The 23,480-nt window shown below is 42.5% G+C and carries 24 protein-coding genes; 7 read left to right on the plus strand and 17 right to left on the minus strand.

The genetic code is table 11. From position 1 onward, the window contains the following. The 10 genes from ABEB05_RS15825 to gcvT form a co-directional block, all read right to left on the minus strand. On the minus strand, positions 1-411 hold the full coding sequence (locus ABEB05_RS15825) for an ExbD/TolR family protein (RefSeq protein WP_265791592.1): 411 nt from the start codon (positions 409-411) through the stop codon (positions 1-3). Next, positions 411-1,136, minus strand: a complete 726-nt coding sequence (locus tag ABEB05_RS15830) for a MotA/TolQ/ExbB proton channel family protein (protein WP_265791590.1) — start codon at positions 1,134-1,136, stop codon at positions 411-413. The genes ABEB05_RS15825 and ABEB05_RS15830 overlap by 1 nt, the downstream gene beginning before the upstream one ends. A gap of 51 nt (positions 1,137-1,187) precedes the next feature. Further along, complete coding sequence (locus tag ABEB05_RS15835) at positions 1,188-2,330, minus strand: SPOR domain-containing protein (RefSeq protein WP_265791588.1); 1,143 nt, start codon at positions 2,328-2,330, stop codon at positions 1,188-1,190. A gap of 7 nt (positions 2,331-2,337) precedes the next feature. After that, entirely contained in the window at positions 2,338-2,529 is a 192-nt protein-coding gene (locus tag ABEB05_RS15840) for an HU family DNA-binding protein (protein WP_265791587.1), read from the minus strand. A 15-nt stretch (positions 2,530-2,544) separates the two neighbouring features. After that, the gene (locus ABEB05_RS15845; RefSeq protein WP_265791585.1) at positions 2,545-4,245 is read right to left on the minus strand and encodes a TonB-dependent receptor; all 1,701 of its coding nucleotides are present in this window, start codon (positions 4,243-4,245) and stop codon (positions 2,545-2,547) included. 146 nt (positions 4,246-4,391) lie between these two features. Continuing rightward, positions 4,392-5,423 (minus strand): lysylphosphatidylglycerol synthase transmembrane domain-containing protein, encoded by a 1,032-nt coding sequence (locus ABEB05_RS15850; RefSeq protein ID WP_265791583.1) that lies wholly within the window; start codon positions 5,421-5,423, stop codon positions 4,392-4,394. A 46-nt stretch (positions 5,424-5,469) separates the two neighbouring features. Next, complete coding sequence (locus ABEB05_RS15855; RefSeq protein ID WP_265791581.1) at positions 5,470-6,090, minus strand: LolA family protein; 621 nt, start codon at positions 6,088-6,090, stop codon at positions 5,470-5,472. Further along, a complete protein-coding gene (locus ABEB05_RS15860) occupies positions 6,080-8,623 on the minus strand; it encodes a DNA translocase FtsK (RefSeq protein ID WP_265791579.1) in 2,544 nt (847 codons plus the stop codon). The genes ABEB05_RS15855 and ABEB05_RS15860 overlap by 11 nt, the downstream gene beginning before the upstream one ends. Continuing rightward, the gene (locus ABEB05_RS15865) at positions 8,607-9,347 is read right to left on the minus strand and encodes a 2-phosphosulfolactate phosphatase (protein ID WP_265791577.1); all 741 of its coding nucleotides are present in this window, start codon (positions 9,345-9,347) and stop codon (positions 8,607-8,609) included. Before ABEB05_RS15865 ends, ABEB05_RS15860 begins: the two co-directional genes overlap by 17 nt. 31 nt (positions 9,348-9,378) lie before the next feature. Next, on the minus strand, positions 9,379-10,476 hold the full coding sequence (gene gcvT, locus ABEB05_RS15870; RefSeq protein ID WP_265791576.1) for a glycine cleavage system aminomethyltransferase GcvT: 1,098 nt from the start codon (positions 10,474-10,476) through the stop codon (positions 9,379-9,381). Positions 10,477-10,743: 267 nt separating this feature from the next. Here gcvT and ABEB05_RS15875 point away from each other — a divergent pair, with 267 nt between their 5' ends. Continuing rightward, complete coding sequence (locus ABEB05_RS15875; protein ID WP_265791575.1) at positions 10,744-11,895, plus strand: Mrp/NBP35 family ATP-binding protein; 1,152 nt, start codon at positions 10,744-10,746, stop codon at positions 11,893-11,895. Positions 11,896-11,988: 93 nt separating this feature from the next. On the opposite strand, the gene ABEB05_RS15880 is transcribed toward ABEB05_RS15875, so the two are convergent. After that, positions 11,989-12,885, minus strand: a complete 897-nt coding sequence (locus tag ABEB05_RS15880; protein WP_286669218.1) for a formimidoylglutamase — start codon at positions 12,883-12,885, stop codon at positions 11,989-11,991. A 122-nt stretch (positions 12,886-13,007) separates the two neighbouring features. Then, positions 13,008-13,877: a creatininase family protein gene (locus ABEB05_RS15885; protein WP_265791573.1), complete on the minus strand. Its 870-nt coding sequence runs from the start codon at positions 13,875-13,877 to the stop codon at positions 13,008-13,010. 527 nt (positions 13,878-14,404) lie between these two features. Between ABEB05_RS15885 and sfnG the strand changes: the two genes are divergently transcribed. From sfnG to ABEB05_RS15900, 3 genes are all read left to right on the plus strand, one after another. Then, entirely contained in the window at positions 14,405-15,490 is a 1,086-nt protein-coding gene (sfnG, locus tag ABEB05_RS15890; protein ID WP_265791572.1) for a dimethylsulfone monooxygenase SfnG, read from the plus strand. A gap of 68 nt (positions 15,491-15,558) precedes the next feature. Further along, on the plus strand, positions 15,559-16,149 hold the full coding sequence (locus ABEB05_RS15895; protein ID WP_265791570.1) for an NADPH-dependent FMN reductase: 591 nt from the start codon (positions 15,559-15,561) through the stop codon (positions 16,147-16,149). Positions 16,150-16,180: 31 nt separating this feature from the next. Further along, positions 16,181-16,723 carry a flavin reductase family protein gene (locus ABEB05_RS15900; RefSeq protein WP_265791568.1) on the plus strand — a complete coding sequence of 181 codons (543 nt, stop codon included), beginning with the start codon at positions 16,181-16,183 and terminating at the stop codon, positions 16,721-16,723. 30 nt (positions 16,724-16,753) lie between these two features. Here the strand turns inward: ABEB05_RS15900 and ABEB05_RS15905 are convergent, their stop codons facing one another. Genes ABEB05_RS15905 through hutH form a run of 4 tightly spaced genes read right to left on the minus strand, consistent with a single transcriptional unit; the run spans position 16,754 to position 20,464 of the window. Next, complete coding sequence (locus ABEB05_RS15905; RefSeq protein WP_265791566.1) at positions 16,754-17,068, minus strand: hypothetical protein; 315 nt, start codon at positions 17,066-17,068, stop codon at positions 16,754-16,756. A gap of 14 nt (positions 17,069-17,082) precedes the next feature. Further along, complete coding sequence (locus tag ABEB05_RS15910) at positions 17,083-17,682, minus strand: adenylate/guanylate cyclase domain-containing protein (protein WP_265791564.1); 600 nt, start codon at positions 17,680-17,682, stop codon at positions 17,083-17,085. Positions 17,683-17,692: 10 nt separating this feature from the next. Beyond that, a complete protein-coding gene (hutI, locus tag ABEB05_RS15915; RefSeq protein WP_265791561.1) occupies positions 17,693-18,922 on the minus strand; it encodes an imidazolonepropionase in 1,230 nt (409 codons plus the stop codon). A 42-nt stretch (positions 18,923-18,964) separates the two neighbouring features. Then, positions 18,965-20,464 (minus strand): histidine ammonia-lyase, encoded by a 1,500-nt coding sequence (gene hutH / locus ABEB05_RS15920; protein WP_265791559.1) that lies wholly within the window; start codon positions 20,462-20,464, stop codon positions 18,965-18,967. A 98-nt stretch (positions 20,465-20,562) separates the two neighbouring features. Here hutH and ABEB05_RS15925 point away from each other — a divergent pair, with 98 nt between their 5' ends. After that, the gene (locus ABEB05_RS15925) at positions 20,563-21,276 is read left to right on the plus strand and encodes a ZIP family metal transporter (protein WP_265791557.1); all 714 of its coding nucleotides are present in this window, start codon (positions 20,563-20,565) and stop codon (positions 21,274-21,276) included. Between the two features lie 49 nt (positions 21,277-21,325). Here ABEB05_RS15925 and ABEB05_RS15930 read toward each other — a convergent pair whose 3' ends face one another. After that, positions 21,326-21,760 carry a GyrI-like domain-containing protein gene (locus ABEB05_RS15930; RefSeq protein ID WP_265791555.1) on the minus strand — a complete coding sequence of 145 codons (435 nt, stop codon included), beginning with the start codon at positions 21,758-21,760 and terminating at the stop codon, positions 21,326-21,328. A gap of 248 nt (positions 21,761-22,008) precedes the next feature. On the opposite strand from ABEB05_RS15930, the gene ABEB05_RS15935 reads away from it, so the two are divergent. Together ABEB05_RS15935 and ABEB05_RS15940 are read left to right on the plus strand one after the other, a co-directional pair. Further along, on the plus strand, positions 22,009-22,674 hold the full coding sequence (locus ABEB05_RS15935; protein ID WP_265791553.1) for an HAD-IB family phosphatase: 666 nt from the start codon (positions 22,009-22,011) through the stop codon (positions 22,672-22,674). Between the two features lie 140 nt (positions 22,675-22,814). After that, positions 22,815-23,474 (plus strand): class I SAM-dependent methyltransferase, encoded by a 660-nt coding sequence (locus ABEB05_RS15940; RefSeq protein ID WP_265791552.1) that lies wholly within the window; start codon positions 22,815-22,817, stop codon positions 23,472-23,474. Positions 23,475-23,480: the final 6 nt, after the last annotated feature.

A 23,480-nucleotide genomic window follows, 5' to 3' on the forward strand; every position in this document is an offset into this window, starting at 1 on the left:
TTATTGATTATTCTGTTCGGTTGCCATTACGATTTTGAGCTCCAGTGCTTTTGCCACATTCATTACTCGTACCGCATTATCCACAATAGCATCTTTATCAGCCCGCAAAACGAGAGTGCTCTCGGGTTTATTATCTTTTGCTTTACGGAGTTCCGATGCCAGCATACCTCTGCTTACCTGGTTTCCATCAACATAGAAATCACCTTCTTTAGTTACTGCAACATTAATGAACAGAGACTCCGTTTGTGCTCCGGTCTCTGCTTCCGGAATATTTACTTTAATTCCGAAATTCGTTACAAAAGATGAAGTTAATAGAAAGAATATAAGCAGGAGGAGCACAATATCTGTCAGTGACGATTGTGAAAACATCGTCAATGGCTCCATTCGGTTGTCCTCATCTCGAAAATCCATTACTGTACCCTCTGGGCTTGTTTCTCTTTTTTATTGGATGGCCCCTGTAACATATCAATAAAATCGGCGGAGGCATTTTCAAGTTCATGCACCGTACGATTAATTTTTCCCAGCAAAAAGTTATAAAAACCATAGGCAATAATACCAACAATCAGTCCTGTCGCCGTTGTTATAAGTGCTTCCCAAATTCCTCCGGCCAATACACTGGGATTAACATTACCCTGTAGTGATTGAATATCCATAAACGCCTCAATCATTCCGGTAACCGTTCCGGTAAATCCAACCAGCGGCGCTACACCGGCAATAGTTGCCAACCAGTTCATTCTCTTTTCCAAATGAAAAATCTCTTTCTTTCCAGCATTGCTAATGGCATCTTCAATATCTCGAATAGGCCGTCCCAGACGCTGTATTCCTGCCTTTAGAATGCGAGCCAGCGGCTTGTCAATACCGTCGCAATAGGTTAGCGCCCGCTGTCGGTCGCCGTCTTTAAGCATGCCCTCAACGGTTCGAAGAAAGCCGTCAATCTCAATATGGGTATTATTGAGGGTCCGCCATCTTTCAGCAATTACAAAAATGGCTAAAACAGATAAAATAAAAAGCGGAATCATAAGTACACCGCCTTCTGCGAGCAATTCAAACATAGACATGGTTTCCTGTTGTCCCGCTATCCCTAACGTATCGGCAACTGCATTAGTATCCGCTGTATCCGGCTGAGACTGTATCAAAAATAGTAAAAACGCTTGCATAAGATTTAATTATAGAATTCGAATAAATGGTTAAAAACGGCTGATAAAGTTATTGCTTCTATATGGCTCCGGTAACTCTTCGGCTGCCTTTTGGGCAGCATCTATGGTCTCAAACTGTCCAATTCCGATTCGATAATACGTACTTCCATTGACATTCGCTTCTTTTATTTCAGTGCGATAATTACCTTGTTCCAACACCTCTTGCTGCTTTTCTTCAGCTTGCGGAATCGTCTGCATTGAGTGTACTACTATAGTATAATAATTTCCAGCGGCTTCCTGAATATTCCCATACATTCCGTATGGGTCATCAGATTCAACGGGAGAAGACCCGGATTCATTGCCTGATCCACTGTTTTCTTCTACCGGGAGTTCCTTTTGTCCACTCTCTTCTTCGTCTTCAGTTTGTCCTATAGAAGATTCCGGCCCTAAATCTGTCTCTTGCGACTGTCCAATAGCAGACTGTTGTGCATTATCCGGCGATCCATTACTTGTAGCTTCGCTGCCAAATAATCCAAAGTCATAGGCCATCCATCCAGCTATGGCCAAACCTAAAATTAAAGCAATTACTAAAACGGTTTGTCCTATTGGGTCCTTTGCCGGACGTTTTCCTTTTTTCTCAGCAGCTTCTTTAGCCTTTTCATCCCTTTGGTCTTTTGTTGCAATACCAGTTGTAGATGTGTCAGCTACCTCCTCTTTCTCAGGCCGATTCGGTTCTTCCTCCGTTGTTCGTGTCTGCGGGTGCTCACCAACCGGGGCAGGTTCTTTTTTGGGTTTTTCGGGCTGTTCTTTTGGAGATTCTTCCTTATCCCCATTTTCAGACTGATCGGATGGCTTTTTCTCATATTCTTTCACATCCGATTGTCCAATCGGACTATCAGCAACCGGAACGGGTTCTCCTTCCGGACTTTTAAATGCTTCAATCAGTTCAATAGGTTTCATCCCCGCATATCTATTGTTAATCTCCGTTTCCAAAACATCATCCGGGATAAATTCCAACTGATTTTCAACCGTCGTAAAGGTTCCAAAATTTTCAATTTCAAAAGGAGCTTCCGCTGTCCTGGCCTTTTGAATACGACTTTCTAATTTTTCAAACTGCTGAGCTACCGATGATCGGTCCATACCCGTTCGCTCAACCAGTGAATCTATTAATTGTTCTCTGTCGATCGTTGTCATTGTTGCACTAATTTTCCGATATAAATCTGATACGATCTTTGGGGGGCATCATAACTACACGTCCATTTTCATACTGCTTTTGGAACTGCTTTTGATGTTCAAGCTTAAATATTCCCAAGCCGTTAATTTTCACTTTATTTTTCCGAGCTACTTCTTCACGTACCACATCGGCAAACGCTTTTAGAAATTTCTTCTCCATTACTTTTACACAATCTTATAGCTTAACTGTAATTCCACCGTAAATTTGCATAGGTCGTTCCGTATATCCTTCCCATTTCTGGTATCCTTGGTCCAGCAAATTAACTACCTTGGCATAAGCACCAATATTATCTGTTATGGAAAGATCGAACTGGCCACCCAGCAAGATATACTCTTCAAGCGTATCCCCACGGCCATTTCTTCGAGGACCAATATAATCAGCCCATCCCTGTATAGTTGCGCGGTCAAACATTCGCAAGCTAAAGCCGGAAGTGCCTCCCAATTTTTCAGTAAATGGGATGCGTCCCCCATCCTTAATATCGGGGGCCTGGGCATACACTTTTCCATTTAACCAAAATTTTTCAGGAACTACCTGGTGTGTAAGACTCGCAAATACCTGTGCTTTAGCCACATCATCATAGCGAACCTTATAAAAAAGCGGCTGTCCGGAATCCAGTGCATTTGTCTCTCGCTCAAATATGGGATAGTTTTCAATGTCTTCATAGCGTATTCCTCCCGTTAGTGTTCCCACATCGGAATAATTAATCTCTAGTTCTGTCATCCCGTACATTCGGTATGAATGGCGAAATTCATGGCCTGGATTTAAGAAACGATTTGAAGTATGTAATTGCTCTGCTGTTTTAACGTAGGGCTTTGCTCCCACGGTTGCAGTAAATGTCATTGCTTCAATCAGGGGTTGGACAAATTTAGCCCTGGGCGCGAAGTAAACTTTGTCCTCGAATGCATCCGATCCATAGTAGACGCTGGCATCAACTGTTATGTGTGTTTCATAATTAAATAACCGTGAATATTCTACCCCGACCTGTCCCGTCATCCACTGATTACTCGCCAGGGTATTAGCATAATCCCCCAAGGCACCACCTAGCTTAGCGGTAAATGTCTCATCGGTATTAGGACCCGCCCACCGCTTTAACAGCAAGGCATTATAAACCCCCTCTTCGGAAGCCATAGATAGATCACCGGCCATGGTTTCAACGTCATAATACCGGGCACTTGCCTGAACATTCCAGCCTTCGACACCATTCTGTAGTCCCTCTAGTTCTACTCCTAAGTTAACTCCTCCATATATCTTCCGTGGACTATCAGGGACATCGAAACCAGAAGAATTAATGTTAAATAAATGATTAAAACTATTCTGTAGACCCACATCAAGATCTAACCGGGTATTATCATTCAGCTTGGCCGCAAATTCTCCATTAGCCTTTAAAAAACGGAAACTACTCTGCTGATTTTCAAGATGACCATCAGAAGAAGAAAAGTCCAGATCTCCCCCGATATAGCTTTTATTATTCAGCCTTGTAACCCCCCAAAAGTTTGCTTCGGAACTCAAATAATTTCCGACTCCTCCCCGGGCAAAAGCATTGATATCAGGTGAGTAGTGTAATGGGGTATAAGGAGGTGCATCAGGGCGGGAAAGTTCACTTATGGGTAGATTCGCCACCCTATCTTCATCTGATTCAATATAAGGCACGCGGTCAGGATCCACTTCATATACACGAGAGGTAGGTTCAAATCCCAATATCGGCTGTCTGCGAAGTCCAGGGAACCGGGCCTGAAACTGGCTGCGAATCTCTATATCCTGCGGATCTATTTCCGGGAGCATAGAGTCATCACTCTCTCTATCCTGTGCAAATAAAGGATTTACAGCAATTACTGAAACAAGAAAAAAAAGTACAACAGTTAAAATACGATTCATAGTGTCTATACAAATTGCTTAATGCCTGGAGAAATCTGTTTCTAAGGTACTAATTTTTTATCAACCAATAACAAAAAGACAGCCCGTTTATCTGCTTTTTATACCGTTTTTAATCTATTCTGTTTCAATAAATATAACAGGCGATACTAGATAACGGGTTTGCCCGCTTTTGTAGATCGCAACTTATCAATAAAGAGCACAATGGGAGTAATACTTCCCACAAAGAGGACCATGCTGGCATGGGTTACCGTAGCATAAGCTATCCCCGTAACAGCAGGGACCGCAAAGAGCACCAAAAGAGACTGCTTAACAAAGTAATGGTACGTTCCCAGTCCTCCCGGAGAAGGGATGGCAATACCGATAGCTGAAATAACCGTTATAACTAACGCATCCAACATATCCAAACGATAGACCTCCTGCATATCGAACATCCAGAAGGGAATATAGGTCATTAGGGTGTAGCAGAACCAAATAAGCACCGTATAAAATACAAATTGCCACCAATGTTCCACTTCACGAGCAGAGAGCACGCCATCTTTGAACATAACCAGTGCTCTCCTGGCTCGCTCGATCCAACCCTGAAGGACCTCAAACCTAGTTCCCAAATATAATACAAATCGAACCAACAGGTATCCGACAAAGGCTACTAATAAAACAAACAGAATCGTCCAGCCATAGGTCAGTAAGCTCGATTCATTTGTCAAAAAATTAATGGTTTCATCACCAAATATCTGTTTTAACAGATTGAAATCGGAGATTAGATAAACGGATACTACGAACATTAAGAAAACCATTACCAGGACATCCACAATACGCTCCAGCACGATGGTTCCCATTAATTTTGAAGTACTGAGACCTTCTTTTTTGGCCACATACATCGGTCGGGACACCTCTCCCAGACGCGGACCCACAATATTCATTAGGTAACCCACCAGTACTCCTGAAACAAGCGTGGTACGGTCAATTTCCTCCTTGTCGTGCTTTATAAGCAAGCGCCAGCGCTCTGCCCGAAATAAGTGGCTGCAAAATGCTGCTATGGTAAAAGGAAAGATCCATCCAAATTGAATATCCTGCGCATACTCCCATACTTCTTGCAAGCGGACATTGCGAAAAGCAAGCCATAGAAATATTGCCCCGAGAGTAAGAGCAAGAACAATTTTAACGATTCGTTTTACCATAAATTATTAACCGGATTCCCGGATTTATATCCTAATCTAACTTTGCTTAATCCCGCATGTCAATAAGTTCCACACTATCCGGGTAGTCAAGTTCGAACAGTTCTTCTTCCGGCGGAAGAAACGTACCATTTTTAAACTCAGTAGTAATGATATTATCCACCGGATCCACCGCACGAATCTGTTGAGGTATCAGCGCTTCGGAAAGGACAATCTCTACTTTTTTATAAATAGCAAAAGGATCTTCTGAGGTCAATTGTATATAAAACTGGTTACCCTGTTTCATTTCCTCAGTTACGGTAAAAGTAGAATCTATTCCATTTAGAATACGGGAAGGAGCAAAATCATCTTCAGAAGGCTCATAGTTGCTGATGATTACCCTGTTTCGATTCCTGTCAAAAACTGTTGATATCTTTCCATCCACTACAACCGTCTGCTGGTCAGTGCGCACTTTATAATCCTCGTTCCCTACCCATATTAACCCGTTATTAGAAACCGTATCTTGCGTATAAGAATCGACCGACTGATGATGAAAATCAGCCGAAAAAATCTGTCCATCTTCAAACTTCATTTTCAACTGTTCGAATGGCGCATCCTGAGCCCCGGCCATTACGGGAATTCCTCCCAAAAGGAGTGCTGTAATTAAGAATTGTACTAATCTATCGCTCAAACTCGTCCAGTTCATCCAGTAACTCTTCTAATTCCTCTTCATCTTCAACTAAAACATCGCGTGCAGTGCTGCCCTGGTACGGCCCTACCACGCCAGCATTAAAGAGCTGATCAATAATACGGCCTGCTCGATTGTAACCAATCTTGAGCTTTCGCTGTAACAGCGATACTGACCCCTGCTGGTGTAATACAATAATTTTCGCCGCCGATTCGAACAGCTCATCTATATCTTCCAGTGGATCTGGTATATCGCCACTCGAAGATTCTTCATTAATAACAGGTAACTCGTACTTATTATTATATCCTCGCTGATTTCCGATGAAATCCGTTATCTTTTCAACTTCTTCGGTGGACACAAAAGCATTCTGTATTCGGGTCATTCCCCCGCCATTGGTGAAAAGCATATCACCATTACCGATGAGCTGATCGGCACCACCGGTATCAAGAATCGTTCGGGAATCAACTTTTGAAGCTACTTGGTACGCAAGACGGGCGGGAAAGTTTGCCTTAATAGTTCCCGTTACCACATTTACAGAAGGTCGCTGTGTAGCCACAACCAAGTGAATACCTACAGCACGGGCCAGCTGCGCAAGCCGGGCAATAGGTTCTTCAATTTGTTTACCGGCCGTCATCATCAGGTCGGCCAGCTCATCAATAATTACCACGATATAGGGCAGGTGACGGTGGCCTTCCTCTTCATCCAGTTCACCGTTATCAAATTTTTTGTTGTAAGCACGAATATCCCGCACCATCCCGTCTTTGAGCAAGTCATATCGCTCATCCATCTCTTTGGTAAGGCTCTCCAGCGTCTCCTGGGCACGACTTGTATCCGTTACAATAGGTTCATCTGCACCCGGTATTGTTGCCAGAAACTGGGTCTCAATTTTTTGGAATAAAGATAACTCAATTTTCTTGGGATCAATTAATACAAATTTAAGATCATCGGGATGGCATTTATAAAGCAAGCAGGTGATGATCGTATTAATACCTACTGTTTTACCCGATCCGGTTGCACCGGCAATCAGCAAGTGTGGCATCAGGCTCAGATCCACCATAAATACATCGTTTTCAATGGTTTTCCCGAATGCTATGGGCAGCTCATAATCACTTTCTACAAATTTTTTCGTGTTTAAAACCGATTTGAGGTAAACGGTCTCCCGCTTTCCGTTTGGAACCTCAATACCCACTGCAGATCGTCCCGGAATGGGTGCCATGATACGCAATCCCTTAGCGGCTGTTGCCATCTTAAGGTCATTGGCATAGCTTTCAATTTTGCTAATCTTTACATCCGGAGCCGGATCCAATTCATAAAGTGTTACCGTGGGCCCTACGATAGCATTAATGCTCCGGATCTCTATTTTATGACGCTTTAGCTTATCGAGAATAATGCGCTTATTCTCCTTAATTTCCTCCAGGTCCACCTCATTTCCTTCATTCGGCGGCGAATCCAGGAGGTCAATAGTTGGGAACTTGTACTTAACTCTGGGTACTTCTTTTGCCTTATCCTGATTTTGCTTGTCAAGTTCTCTTTCATCTGCCTGCTCATCTCCTTCCCCAACATATACCGAAATATCAACATCATCGTCTTCCTCCTCAGCAACTTTCTTCTTCTCAATATCAGCCCTGGGACGCTGATCCAGCGATTTAACCTGCTCCTGTTGGCGTCGCATGCGTTCCCGATCCTGCTGCTGCGACTGTTCGACAATCTCATCAATAGACCGTTCCTTTTCACGCGGTTCAGGCTCAGGCGTTGATGTTTTTTCCTGAACGGATCTTTCTGTATTGTTAACGGAATTAGATTGCTGCCGCATTCGCTGCTCAGCCTCTTGATGCTGCCTTACCTTTTCTTGCTGTGCCTCATTTTCTTTCTCTTTTTTCTTTGTTTCCTTTTTACGTTGTCGATCTTCCTGCCAATTGTTAAAGGAAGACTTAATGTCGGTAGTCCAACCCTTAACTCTGTCTACCGTAGCCTGGAGATCCCGATCCAGAAGGGCCAAAAGAGTTGTAACCAAGAAAACAGCCAAGATAACAATCGAACCGATACCCGTAATATTTTGAAGTATACGAGCGGTTCCGATTCCCGCCTCTCCACTCCATACGGATGAATACCAATCGTACTCCGTATTAAACCACCCTAAGATGGTAGAAATCAAGACCATACTCCAAATGGCATAAGCGGTAGGCCAAAGTAATTGATAGATTTCACGATTACGGAAAATAAACCAGCCGTAAAAGAAGATAACAATGGGAATAATAAGACTTACATAACCAAATAACTTGTAGACAAAAAAGTGCGAAAGATATGCTCCTATAACACCCAGTCCATTCTGGATGCGCAGTGCCGGCCCTCGATCTATGCTAAAGAGACTTTCGGTAGACAGAGATTGGATAAGGGTATAATCAGAGGCGCTATAGCTCAATATACTTAACCCAATCAGGCCTCCCAATGACATAACCAAGATGCCAATTATTTCCATTTTCCGGGCTTCGGAGATGCCTCCGAGGAATCCGCCCGAGCTACTCTTTTTTGCCATGGATATCTGATATTATTCCTTCATTCATTGCCGGAAGAACCTGCATGATATTTCGTTGACAGCAATACAACAGGTCCTCCTCACTCACAATATCTTTGAGTCGAACAGCATAGTTTGATGACTTAATTGTTCCTTCTATATCATCACCAAATTTTTCATAAAGACCAAAAGCAACTTTTGCTCCATCCTGTGCGGTAGACGATAGCGATCCGCCTGTAAGTTCGTAAATAATATTTCCAGCACAAAGTAAATCCTCAAGGGCCAAACGATCATGCCACCCGGCACATACCAATACAATCTCAGACTCTACCTTTTGTAGGTAATCAACAACGGTTCTTAAATTCAAAAAAGAACCAATTACAACTTCTTTTGCAAGCGATGCGCGTTTAATTGCTTTGGTTCCGTTAGTAGTATTCAGGATGATTGTTTTATCCTTCACTACATCAGAAGTATAGTCAAGTGGTGAGTTTCCAAGATCATATCCTTCTATCTTAACACCATTTTTTTCTCCGCTTAGAAGAAAATTGGGAGAATTAAGGTTTTGGGATATTTTGCTGGCATCATCCATATCTGCAACAGGGATAACGCCCTTGGCATTGTTATCCAATGCAGTGACCATGGTCGAGCTGGCCCTTAAAACATCTATGACCACTACCGTTTTCTCCCTCAATTCCTCTTCCTGAAAAGATTGTGAAGAAATAAATACATCTATATTGTTACTCATCTAAGCTCTTTTATTTCAGTATTCCTGCCACCTACTTATCAATAAATGGTGGCTGTTCAACAATGGCTTTCGCCTTTTTGTTTCGAATTTTTATGAATATAGTTTCATCTTGTTCAGCAAATTCTTTTTTCACGTAGCCCATCCCAATATTTTTATTCAGAGTAATGGAACGTGTTCCGCTTGTTACAAACCCAATCTCATTATCGTCTTCATCCAGAATATCATAACCGGAGCGCGGGATTGACCGTTGATCTTCAATTGTAAAGCCAACCAGTTTGCGTTTGAGCCCTTTTTCTTTCTTCTTTTTGAGCGCTGACCGTCCAATAAAATCCCCCTTTTCGAGCTTCGTGAGCCATCCCATACGCGCTTCAAGGGGATGCGTATCTTTTGTAATATCGTTTCCATAGAGGGCAAATCCCATTTCAAGCCGCAAGGTGTCACGCGCGCCAAGTCCGCAGGGTTCTATTCCAAATTCTTTACCCGCATCCAAAATGGCGGTCCATATACTCTCTGCATCCGCCTCATTCTTATCAAAATATAATTCAAATCCTTTTTCCCCGGTATAGCCGGTGGCAGAAAAAATGATATTTTCGAAACCGGCCAGTGCCCCCTTTTCAAAGGTATAAAACTTAATGTTAGAAAGGTTAATACCTGTAAGCTTTTGTAAGACATCTACCGATTTCGGTCCCTGCACCGCAAGCAAACATATCTCATCGGATTTATTTTCTACTCTGGCATCAAATTCATTATTGTCGGTAACCCATGTATAATCCTTCTCAATATTAGAAGCATTAACAACCAACATGTATTTCTTTTCATCCAGCATATATACCAGTAAATCATCAACTATTCCACCATTTTCATAACACATGGCCGTATATTGGGCATTCCCCGGGCTTAACTTAGAGGCATCGTTGATTGTAATATGCTGAATCAAATCCAGTGCATGCGCTCCTTTAATTAAAAATTCTCCCATATGGGAGACATCAAACATTCCCACCGAATTCCTGACCACATTGTGCTCCTTGCGGATACTGTCATACTGGACGGGCATCTCAAATCCACCAAAATCAATTAGTTTTGCCCCAGCTTGTTTATGGTGATTGTAAAAAGGAGTTCGTTTCAACATAATCAGTCCCCTTGCAATTCTTTACTGTTTTATAACTTCATTATCGCTTACTGCTGGATGACAGTAGCTGAATATGATCCTTTAAAAATAAAATTCTAACACATTTAAAGTGCGTCTAATGCTTATCAAACACGGTGGCCTAAAATACATATTTCTCTTTAGAATGAAGAATGATTTCTTTAGCTAATAAGCGTTTAGCATCTGGTATTAAATTCTTATCTTTATAAACTGCAATATTTTGCTTAAACCGAATATTATACAAATAGCATGGCGATCAACAAACAACAAGTACGTACCGCACTTACCCACGTACTGCATCCCGAAATGAACAAAGATCTGGTAACCCTCGATATGGTAGAGGACCTGGTTGTACAGGACTCGTTTATTACCTTTACCATCGATTTACCGGAAAAAAATACGGAACTGGAGCATCGCCTTAAAGAAAAGTGCAAAGAAGCGATTCACAAGTATGTGGATCAAGATGCCGTACTTGATATCAATACGGCTGTTAACATCTCTAAGTTTCGTAATAACGAGGATAAAGGAGAATTCCCAGGTCAGGGTCATCGCCAACAGAAAAACAAACAAGAAGAGGATGAGGAGATCCTTTCCGGAGTAAAAAATATTATCGCGGTAGCTTCCGGCAAGGGCGGCGTGGGAAAATCTACCGTTGCCGTTAATCTGGCTTGCGGACTTGCCCGTACCGGTGCAAAAGTAGGGCTATTGGATACCGATATATACGGCCCTAGCATTCCAACCATGCTGGATACCCATGAACGTCCGAATATTACGACCGATAAAAAATTAATCCCAATGCAAAAGTACGGCATTCGCTTTCTCTCAATGGGACTGTTGGTTGATCCGGACCAGGCGATGATCTGGCGGGGCCCCATGGTTACCAGCGCCGTAAAACAGTTTATGCAGGAAGTTGAATGGGGGGAGCTCGATTACCTGGTACTTGATCTGCCTCCCGGAACGGGTGATATTCAGCTCACGCTGGTTCAAACAGTTCCCCTAACAGGCGCGGTTATTGTATCGACTCCTCAAGATGTAGCCTTGGATGATGCGCGCAAAGGTGTGGCTATGTTCAAGAAGGTTAATGTGCCTGTACTTGGAATGGTTGAAAATATGGCTTATTTCATTCCGGATGATATGCCCGATAAAAAATATTACATATTTGGAAAGCATGGGGCCCGAAACCTTGCAGACAAAATAGGTACAAACTTTCTTGGAGAAATTCCGCTGGAACAAAAAGTGCGTGAAAGCGGTGATGAAGGAAAACCTATCGTCCTGGGCGATATGGATACCAAATCCGCACAGGCATTTGTAGAGCTCTCCAATAATGTCATTCAACAGCTGGCTATTCGCAATCAACAGGAAGCTCCAACAGAAAAAATCGATATAAAAATCAAGCCATAGCCGAACTTATTGATTAATTAGTTAAGCAAATTTTCATCAATGGGAGCATTCAGGGGACAATTATCTTGAATTAGTGCTTCCTAATATGTTATTCTAAGAGCGTTGGCTTAATCCCAATAAAAAATGCCAGATGGTAAGTGCCGCCAATTTGGCCGTTTGGCTATCCCGATCGTATCGGGGATTGAATTCCGACAGATCAAAGGAGGTCACCTGTTCATTTCTCCCCGCAAGATAAGCTGCAGTCAACCACAAGTCGGCAGCTATCCCATTGGCACATGGAGCACTCACTCCCGGGGCTTGTGATTGGTCAACCACATCCATATCAAAAGTAACCATCAGGCGCTCACTTTCATGCCGATGAAAGAAACCCGATATCGATGTTATATTCGTTTCATCCCGAAACAGGTAATCTCCTCCATGCTCATCTATGAACTTGAGGTGGGAGCGAGCCACAGAGTAGGGCTGTAATCCTGCTACCAAATAGGTTTCAACAGATGTTTCATGCTCCAGGGCCTGACGAAAAGGAGAACCTGAATGAGCTTTTCCATTATTCAACGGACGTACATCCGTATGCGCATCCAGATTAAAAATAGAGGTTTTTAAATTAGCCTCTGCATATCCTGAAAAATGACCGTAGGCTGTTTCATGGCCTCCTCCCAGGATAATGGGGATCACACCCTGTTCGAGGTAACCGGCGACTATATTTCCCAATTTCTGCTGATCCTCCTCTAAATTACCAGAAGTTTTCAGATCCCCAACATCAGTTGTATGCTCAATCAAGTCAATAAAAAGGGTTGTTTCTTCGGCATCAGGGGTCATTTTATACAATTCTTGACGTATTTTGTCAGGGGCCTCAGATGCTCCCTCCCGGCCCCCATTCCGTCGGACTCCCTCATCTGAGGGGAAACCTATCAATACAACTTTTGTTTTTTGAGGCTTGTTTTGCAACCAATAACCTACACGGGGATCATCTTTTTCGGTTTTGGGCATTTCTATTGAAGATGGTATTAAATCAGACACTTCTTTAATATTAATATTTGAAAAAAAATAGGTCGTTAAATTACAGCCACTACACCATTATCCCATCTGAATAAACAGATGCTTTTTGTAATCTATTTCTCTCGAACATGATCAAAATATTCTTGTTGTACGACCGGCGTTGTTTTATCATTCTTAACATTTTTCAGAGCCTCTACCAATGAATCTACACGATAGTCAAACATCACTTTACCCAATTCGGCACTTGCGACCTCTGCCTTACCCGCATAATGATTGGGAAAACGGGCGTACCACCAAATACCTGTATATAAGGATTCCATGAGATCCAGCCTTGCCTGATCTTCTCCGGATTCCTTGGGTGCCTCCTCCAGCTTCACCAAATCGGGCCTTAGGTGAAGTAATAGCGAGGTTTCTCCCTCACCGCCATGCATATCCTCGGATGGATCAGATTTCCTCAACTGATTGACCTTTTCCGTATGTTCGGAATCGGGTTCGGTGCTATAAAGATAAGTCACATAATCCTTCTCTTCCTCAAGCTGAGACTGTACAAAATAGGGTAATAGGTAGTTATTTCCTCCATGTCCATTCACCAGTACAATTTTCTTAAATCCATTTCGGGCAATTTCTTCAACCGTTTCTTTAAGAATGTCCCATACCAATTCAGAAGGTAAAGAAAAGGTACCTCCAAGGTGTTTTGCCTCATATATCTGTCCAAAATAGAATTCCGGAAAAACAACAGCGTATTCTTTTTTAGCTGCTTCCAACGCTAAACTACGGGCAACAATCAGATCAGAACCCATTGGAGCCTGAAGTCCGTGTTTTTCCAGTATACCCAAAGGTAGAATACAAGTAGAATCTGATTCAGCTACGGCTTCATCCCAATCAGAGGCCGTTAACTCTTCCCATTTTGGTGTCAATTCCTGGGCAGGCAGTAATGCAGGCAGTGCCACGCACATAATTACTAGTAAAATAACATTTTTCATAATCCCGTCTTTTAATTTTTTGATAACATTATGCAATCCATCCATAGATTTAACCATCAAGTATCATAACACTATTTTAAAACGGTAGCAAACGCTAACACCTTTATTGCGAACGTATTGCAGTAATATATTATAGCTTTGATACCATATGCCCAAAAGTCCCAAGAGTCTTATGCAGCCCATCCTTTTTATTCAGATATAAATCAATTTTACTTTCTTTAAAACTACTTATATGTTAGAAGAGAATTTTCTAAGTGATACTCAAATTGAAGTAACACAAACTTTTCCATGACTTTTTTCTGCTCCATGTACATGTGTTGTTGTATTACGGACCCAATGATGTCCGAACGACATTCATGCACCTGTATGGGAGCGAAGGCCACATGACTTTTTAATCTCTTCAAAGAAAGAAGTTAAAAGCCCACTCACCCGACAGGTGAGTGGGCTTTTTTATTTGCCCTATTCTACATCTTTCTCAAAACCAACTATTTATAATAAAAACATACAACAAATAACAAACTAAGACGATGGATACACAATTTGCATACTGGGTTCCAAATGTAAGCGGTGGACTCGTAATCACCGACTGGCCCATGAACACTGACTGGAGTTACGAATACAATAAAGAATTAGCCCAAACAGCCGAAAAAGTAGGCTTTGACTATGCGCTTGCCCAGGCCCGTTTTTTCGGAAGTTATAATGCTGAGAAACAGCTCGAAGCGCTCAGTATTGCCAATGCCCTGGCCGCTAATACCGAAAAGCTACGCCTCATCGGGGCCGTACATCCCGGGCAGTGGAATCCTGGTCCCATTGCCAACTTTGTAGCTACAGCTGATCGCATCAGCAACGGGCGGTTTCACTTGAATGTGGTAAGTGGCTGGTTTAAGGATGAGTTTACCAGATTCGGCGAACCTTGGCTGGCACATGATGAACGATATGACCGGAGCGAAGAATTTATTCAAGTGTTAAAAGGATTATGGACTGAAGATACGTTTTCATTCGACGGACGTTTTTACCAGATTGATGAAGCACCGCTGCAACCCAAGCCCGTTACTCCTCCTGCGATCTTCCAGGGCGGAAACTCTCCGCGAGCTCTAAAAATGGCGGCAAGGGTTTCTGACTGGCTGTTTTTAAATGGAGGAAGCCTTGAAAAGATCCAAGGCCAAATTGAACAGGTTAATAGATATGCCGAAGAATTTGGTACTGAGCCCCCTAAAATCGGCGTTAATTCCTTTGTTATTGCTCGCGATACGGAAGCCGAAGCCAAGCAAGAACTGGAGAATATTATTGAAAATGCCACTGAGGAAGCCGTTGAAGGCTTCAAAGAACAAGTAAAACAGGCCGGACAATCAGCACCAGAAGGCGAAGGAATGTGGGCCGATTCCGACTTCAATGATCTGGTTCAATATAACGACGGGTTCAAAACCGGTTTAATTGGTACCAAAGAGCAAATTGTCGAACGTATTCGACAGCTCGATGCTATTGGAGTCGACCTTGTACTTACCGGATTTCTCCATTTTACCGATGAGCTGCCTCATTTCGGTAATGAAATCATTCCGGCTGTAAAAAAAGCCAAGCCGCTTGAACAGTCCGAAGTTCTGGTTGCGAAATAGTAATAATCCGTACCGGGGTGCTTAAAACCCCGGTTTTAAATCACAATTCGAAATAACATGTACATGTTATGAGTGATCTTTTAGGCATAGTAGGTAGCGTATCAACTCCCTCAAAGACAAGAGCTGCAATCGAAATATCATTACAGGCAGCCGAGAATGAGTTCGATGTTAATACAGAAATCCTTCATCTGGCCGAATATGATTTGGATATCGCTGACGGACGTAAGCTGGATGAATATACCGGAGATACGGCAGATGCACTTAATCTCATTATTAACAGCAGCGCCTTTCTCATTGGTACACCCGTCTACCGGGGAAGTTACTCAGGCGCACTTAAAAATTTATTTGACCTGATTCCCAGAGGACAATGGCAATCAGATGAAGCCCCTTTGGAAGATCGTCCTATTGGACTGATTGCCACAGGTGCTACCGACCATCACTACTTATCGATTAGTCATGAGCTGGAACCCATTGCCTCATTTTTTGGTTCTCATCAGGTAGGAAGTGGGGTTTATGTCAATAGTTCCCAGTTTGATGATCATCAGGTAACCGATAAAGAGATAATTGCCAGACTCGAAACATTAGGCAAGGCTACTATTGAACTATCCAAGGCTGTAGATAATGCCCAATACTTATCACAGCTCGGTCCTCAATTCTAACTTTTATTTCTAATAAAATCTTCTAACTCTTATGGGAGCTTCAAACCCAAAAAAGGAACAGGCTAGATCTCTTAAAAAGGCAATGCGGCAACTCCCTTTCCCGGTGGCAATTGCTACTGCCGCTGTAGGAAAAGAAAAACGAGGCATCACTATCGGATCTTTTACCAGTCTATCACTTGATCCCCCGCTCATCTCGTTTAACATTGACCGAGAGGCCCAGATATATTCTCTTATCACCCGTGCCACTCACTTTGCCATTCATTTGCCACAGCCAAAGCAAGCGAAGCTGTGCGATCATTTTTCTACTTCGGGGTTAAGTAGTAATGAACAGTTTGAAAATATTAGTTACCAGCGTAATTCTTACGGAACTCCGGTCATAAAAGAGGTTCCAACCGTTATACAATGCCGCGCCTACGATCAAATATCAGCGGGAGACCATATTATTATCATTGGTGAAGTGGCAGAAATCGAACAGAAAAATAACAATCCAAGTATTTTATATTATGATCGTTCTTATCGGGAAATAGGAGCCATTGCACCTAAGGAGGAGCCAAATATTAAACGTGTCGGATAATAATGGAGCTTAATTCATCGCTCCGTCTTGTCACTCCTGCGCTGCATCTCGACTTACAATCTCGTTATTTTCGTTGATAAATCCTTCAAAACGTGACAATTGGATCAATGTTGTTGAAATTAGTTGATCTAAATTCATGGATGAGGACTTTAACCATCTGTGGGTTGCCTCATCCTCCGGATACTTCTCAATACATTGTTCGGTATATTCAGTAAAATTCCTAACGAGTTGCAGAATCTCCATTAACTTGGAAGGACACTCACATTCAATCATATCCGCGTGTTTATTGAGCTCTTCTATTGCTTCCTCGCTTATTTGATTGCCGTCTTGTACCGTTATATTCATTTCTAAACTAAAATTTATTCCTTTTTTAAATTCATAGGAAGCAACCAGTAGGTTACCATTTCCTTCTTTTTACCCCGTAGTTGTTGTGCTGGCATCTTTTGGAAAACAAATTCCTCCTTTAACAGATGATAGCTCTGCTCAGACAACAAAATATCCACCGAAAAATACTTAGTCAATTCCTCTATACGAGAAGTGGTATTGACTACATCCCCCAAGACTGTCTCCTGTTTAATTTGACTTGTTTCAATCTTTCCATATGCAACCGTTCCGGTATGGATGCCAATCCCTGTTGCAACTACACTTTCCACCTCATAATATCGTTTATTATTAATGCTCTGCAATGCGTCACGCATATTTAGAGCAGCACGACAAGCAGATTCTGTATGATTTTCCAAGCTATCCGAAATTCCAAAATGAGCCATAAATCCGTCTCCCGTAAAACGATCAACCCTCCCTCCTACATTCTCCACTTCTTTTCCGAGCTCCGCTAATACCGTATTAGCAAATTTAACAGCTTTAAGGGGATCCTCAGAGTCCAATAAGCTGGTAAAGTTACGAATATCACAAAATAAGATAGTCGCTATCTCCTTTTCTGCCTGATAAGCGTTATCCATGAATCGATGATTATTTTCTATCTTCTGAGTGCGTAACTTCTCCTTTAGAGACTGTCATTATGCAATCATTAGGTTGGAAGTGGTATATCCAAAAATTAGGATTCGGAGCGTTTATAACAGCAAAGTCGGCGGACTTACCTTTTTCGATAGATCCTAACTCATGATCCCGATTAAGTGCTTTGGCAGCATAAATAGTAGCCCCCTTCAACGCTTCTTCAGGTGTCAGCCGCCCCTGATTACAGCTTAGCATCATAGCCAGCGGAAGATTATAACTGGGGGCGGAGCCGGGATTAAAATCTGTAGCCACGGCAACCTTTACTCCTCCCTCTACCAGTTTCCTGCAATTTAATGGTTTTTCCTGAGTATATAGTGAGGCCAGAGGCAACATAACTCCGACCACTCCGGCATCGGCCATTGCTTCAATACCGTTATCCGATATTTTCTCCAGATGGTCCGCACTGGCAGCCTTAAGTTCTGCGGCCAGTTCACCCCCCCCGCACGAGGTCAGCTGGTCTGCATGTATCTTGGGCGTCAGTCCCGCTACCTGGGCCGCAAACAGTATTCGACGCGACTCCCGAACAGAAAAGGCAGATTCTTCGGTGAAAACATCACAAAACTCGGCAAGATCCTCCCCCGATACCGCTGGAATCATTTCCTCAATTACTAAATCAATATATCCTTCGCGATCGCCTTCATATTCTGGGGGAATAGCATGTGCTCCTAGAAAGGTACTCACGATATGCATTGGATGAGTCTCGGATAACCGTCGATAAACACGAAGTATTTTCAATTCTTCTTTTACCGACAGGCCATAACCGCTTTTACATTCAACCGTTGTCACTCCCAGCGCGCTCATTTTTTCTAAAAAAGAGGAAGCTTTCTTATATAATTCCTCCTCCGATGCATTCCGAGTGCCCCGCACCGTAGATAAAATTCCTCCTCCCGTCTTAGCAATATCAAGGTAACTTTTCCCTTTTACCCGCATGGTAAACTCATCAGAACGCCAGCCACCAAAAGCCAGATGCGTATGGCAGTCAATCAAGCCAGGGATCACCATCTTACCGCCAGCATCCACAGGTTCGTATTCCGCATAAGTATCAGGAATATTGGTTTCTTTCCCAGCCCATTGTATCGTTTCTTCTTTCCAGGCTACTGCCGCGTTTCTAATAGGATGTATTGCTCCCTGTCCTCCTTCTTCCTTACAAGTTGCCAGAAATCCTATATTTTTTAGTATGGGCATCAATTCCAGTGTTTATTGTTCTTGCTCCAGGAAATTAAAAGATTATTCTAATGGGCAAAGTTCTTGCTCCACTTCCTTTACCATGTTACGACTTTGCAATAATTCTACCGCCTTGCTGATGTCATCTTTAAAATAGTGATCGGTGGTAGCATGGGGAATAATATCTCGTACATACTCATGAGCAATCTCTACTCCGGTTCCAGGTTTAAGAGGTTTACGGAAATCCAGCGCCTGTGCGGCGGTAAAAAGCTCAATGGCCAATACCTGCTCTACGTTTTGATAGACTTCCAGAAGCTTCAGCGCACTGATGCTCCCCATACTTACATGGTCTTCCTGCCCAAGGCTGGTCGGAATGGAATCAACTGAAGAGGGATGACAAAGCACCTTATTTTCCGAGACCAGCGAAGCCGAAGTATATTGGGGGATCATAAAGCCGGAGTTAATCCCCGTTTCTTCCATTAACAACTTAGGAAGTCCATCATGGCCCTCCAAAAGCAGATATGTACGCCGCTCAGAAATACTCGCAAATTCAGCCAAAGCAATCTTCGCATGGTCTAAAGCCAAGGCCAAAGGCTGACCGTGAAAATTTCCGCCACTAATGATATCGCCGTTTTCAAAAACGAGCGGATTATCCGTTACGGAGTTCAGTTCGGTTTCTATTACTTCCCTGCAGTATCGCAATCCATCTCTGCTTGCCCCATGTACCTGTGGCACACACCGAAGGCAGTACGGATCCTGTACTTTTCCACAATGCCGATGCGACTCCAGGATCTCACTATCAACCAGTAACTCACGCACATTACGGGCCACTTCCTGCTGTCCTTTATGGGGACGAATTTCGTGAATGCGCTCGTCAAACGGCTTGATACTGCCCTGCAATGCCTCCAAACTCATCGCCGCAATCAGATCGGAGGCCTTCATCAGGTTAAGCGATTTTTCCAGTACGTACGCGCCGTATCCGCTCATTAGCTGCGTACCATTAATAAGTGACAGTCCATCTTTGGGTTGCAGATCAATAGGGTTGAGACCGTGCTCATTCAACACTTTTTCAGCCGGGATGGTATCGGTCCCTTCCTTATTCCAGAACAGTCCGTACCCTAACAGCGGAAGCGCCATATGAGCCAGCGGCGCCAAGTCTCCGGAAGCTCCCACGCTTCCCTTCTCTGGCATTGCAGGAATCAAATCGTGCTCAAAAAAATAGATCAGGCGATCGAATGTTTTCTCTGAGATTCCCGAGTTACCTAATCCAAGTGCATGAATCTTAAGCTGAAGCATCAGCTGAGAAATATCTTTGTGAATTAAATCCCCAACACCCACCGAGTGTGACAAAATCAAATTGCGTTGCAATTGCATAAGTTGCTTCCCGCTCACACGTTTGTTCGCCAAGGCACCAAAACCGGTATTGATACCATACATTGGCTCATCGCGATCAAGTGCCTCCTCAACAATATCTCTGGAGGTTCTTATTGATGATTTATCCCTTTTAAGATCAGAAATACTATTCGATAAATCCTCGTACAAACTGGGAATGGTAATCTTCACTGGACTGATTTCTTTATCGATATTTGTTCAAAAATACGAGGATTTAACACCCGATACCAATTTTGATTATTTTCAAAAACAATTAATCTTGATTTCCTATGAGTCAACTACTCTTCATTATAGGCATCTCTTGGCTTGCAGGATTTTCGGCCTTTATCGGCAGTAGCATAGCCCAAATTGAAGATACGCCCAATACCGAGGCAAAACAGGAATTTATTTATGGCATTGTTGCCCTCGGGGGTGGCATTCTACTGGCTGCTGTTGCCTATGCCCTTACTCCCAAGGCTATTGAAGAATTGGGTATAACATCATTGACCATATCCTTTTGCCTGGGCGGTTTAATATTTTGCTTTTTGGATGCAGTAATCACAAAAATAAGTGGTCAAAAAGCCCAGCTAATGGCAATGTTATTAGACTTTATTCCAGAAGCAATCTCGATGGGAGCGGTATTTGGACAAAATCAAAACCTCGGTATTTTGTTAGGCAGCTTTATTGCAGCACAAAACCTTCCCGAAGGATTTAACTCTTACCGAGAAATGAAACACTCCGGCCTTTCATCCCGCAAAATCCAAATTGCTTTATTTGCAATAAGCTTTATTGGTCCTATAGCAGCTTGTTTGGGATATTTTTTCCTGCAAGATAATAACATACTTACAGCCAGTATCATGAGTTTTGCATCCGGAGGCATTTTATACCTAATCTTTCAGGATATTGCTCCACAGGCAAAAATGAAAAATCATTGGAAGCCTCCGCTGGGTGCCATATTAGGTTTTGCTATTGGAATGATAGCCCATAAACTCCTCGGGTTATAAAACTGCTCTAAAAGTTTTGTCGGCCAATAATAAGTTGAACGCCTATCTCTCAGAGCACTTTTATATACAGTTCATGTACTTGATCTGAATTGCCTTTTCGATACCCATAATCAATTTTGAAGTCCCCGGCTTCTATATCATTCTCCTCAGCCCAATCGTACATCCTGCCGAATGTTTCGGCAATCCCTTCCAAAGCACCCTGATGCTGCTCATAAATATATTTTTGAATGGGTATATCAACTTTTTCCATCTTATCAGGGACTTCTGAATCCTTTTCTACCTCCACCCCAATTAACTGGGTATATTGTCCATCTGTAACATCCAGCGAAACATCCATCATCACATCTTCCTTACGGCCCTCGATCTCGTTCAGCCGTCCTTTAGCTTTTTCCCAGGATGGCGGCATGACTTTATGTAAACTCTGCCAATCCGCCTCTACTTTAATCCCAATAACTGTAAACGCTTCTTTTTCTACAATTTTCATTTTGATGATCTTTAAATACTGTAATTAGATGAACTTATAGAGTAATATATGAGAAATAGTACATTTAGCAGATATAATTCCAGAAAAAATAATACACTAAGTGCAAATAATTCTCATTTCATAGGATACTCCTCTTACGGGTATTGCTAATACCTAAAAAAAGCCTTTACTTCTTCTCAAATTAAAATACTGACTCACAGAGCAATATTTATTGAAGCATCATTGCCCTAATATGGAAAGGAAAGTAGATGGACAATCAAACATTTATCATCGATTTTGACAGCACTTTTGTAAGCGTTGAATCATTAGACTTATTAGCCACAATATCGTTAGATGGCAACGCTGATAAAGATCAAAAAGTAAAGCAGATAGCTGATATCACCGATTTAGGCATGAACGGAGAGTTATCATTCACCGATTCCCTTAAAAGGAGGCTAGCGGTATTAGAAGCAAACAAATCACATCTCAAAAAGTTGATCCCTCTCCTAAAGTCAGAAATATCGCCTTCCTTTGAAAAAAATCGAGCCTTTATCCAAGAGCATTCGGATTCGATCTATATTATTTCCAGTGGATTTAAAGAATTTATTGTGCCTGTCGTCGCTGATTTTGGTATTCCCGAAGATCACGTCTTGGCCAATACCTTTGAGTTTGATGAATCAGGAAATATTACGGGCGCTGACCAACAAAATCCACTCGCAGGAGATAGTGGGAAAATTAAAGTCGTTGAACAACTCAATCTCGAAGGAGAAATAATTACAGTTGGAGATGGATATACTGACTACGAGATCAAAAAAGCGGGCCTTGCAACACAATTCTTCGTTTTTACTGAAAATGTAAGCCGCGAAAAGGTTCTGGAAGCAGCAACGTTTGTTGCTTCTTCATTTGATGAAGTTCTTTTTGCCAAGCAGACCTAAGAAATCCCTCTGCGGATAAAACAACTAAACCCCTAAATCATATTTCAAGAGGCTTTAACAAGGAGAAAACGGTCAGTATAACTTGAGGCATAATTTGTATCTTATACATTAAATAATCGGAATATTCGTTTCAGTTAAATATGTCCATCTCATCCTGCATTTTGTGCAGCAGCACTGATATCCAGCATTTCTTTAAAGACACATCCGAACACCACGCTTCGGATTACTACCAGTGCCAAAACTGTCGATTGATCTTTGCTCCTCCGAAAGATCGTCCCTCTAGGAGTGCCGAATTTGACCGTTACGAAACCCATGAAAACGATCCCCAAGACGAAGGCTATCGCAATTTCCTAGGACAGCTATTTCATCCGTTAAACGAACTGCTTGAACCCGAAAGTAAAGGACTGGATTTCGGATCAGGTCCAGGCCCTACCCTTAATCTCATGTTTGAAGAAGAGGGACATACCATGCGGATTTACGATTCTTTTTACGATGATGATCCCTCGGTTTTTGAAGAGACTTACGATTTCATTACAGCTACCGAAGTGGTGGAGCACCTTTTCCATCCCGGCAAAGAATTAGAGCGGCTATGGAGCTGCCTGCGTCCCGGTGGGTATCTCGGCATCATGACTAAAATTGCTAAAGATGATAAGGATTTCTTTGCCGAATGGCATTACCGGCTGGATCTGACCCACGTTACTTTTTATACCAAAAATACGTTTCGCTGGCTTGCCGACCATTGGGATGCTCATATCTCTTTTTCTGCTGACCGGGTAATCATCTTTCAGAAAAAACAATAACCTCTA

This window comes from Fodinibius salicampi (assembly GCF_039545095.1).
Classification (GTDB): Bacteria; Bacteroidota; Rhodothermia; order Balneolales; family Balneolaceae; genus Fodinibius; species Fodinibius salicampi.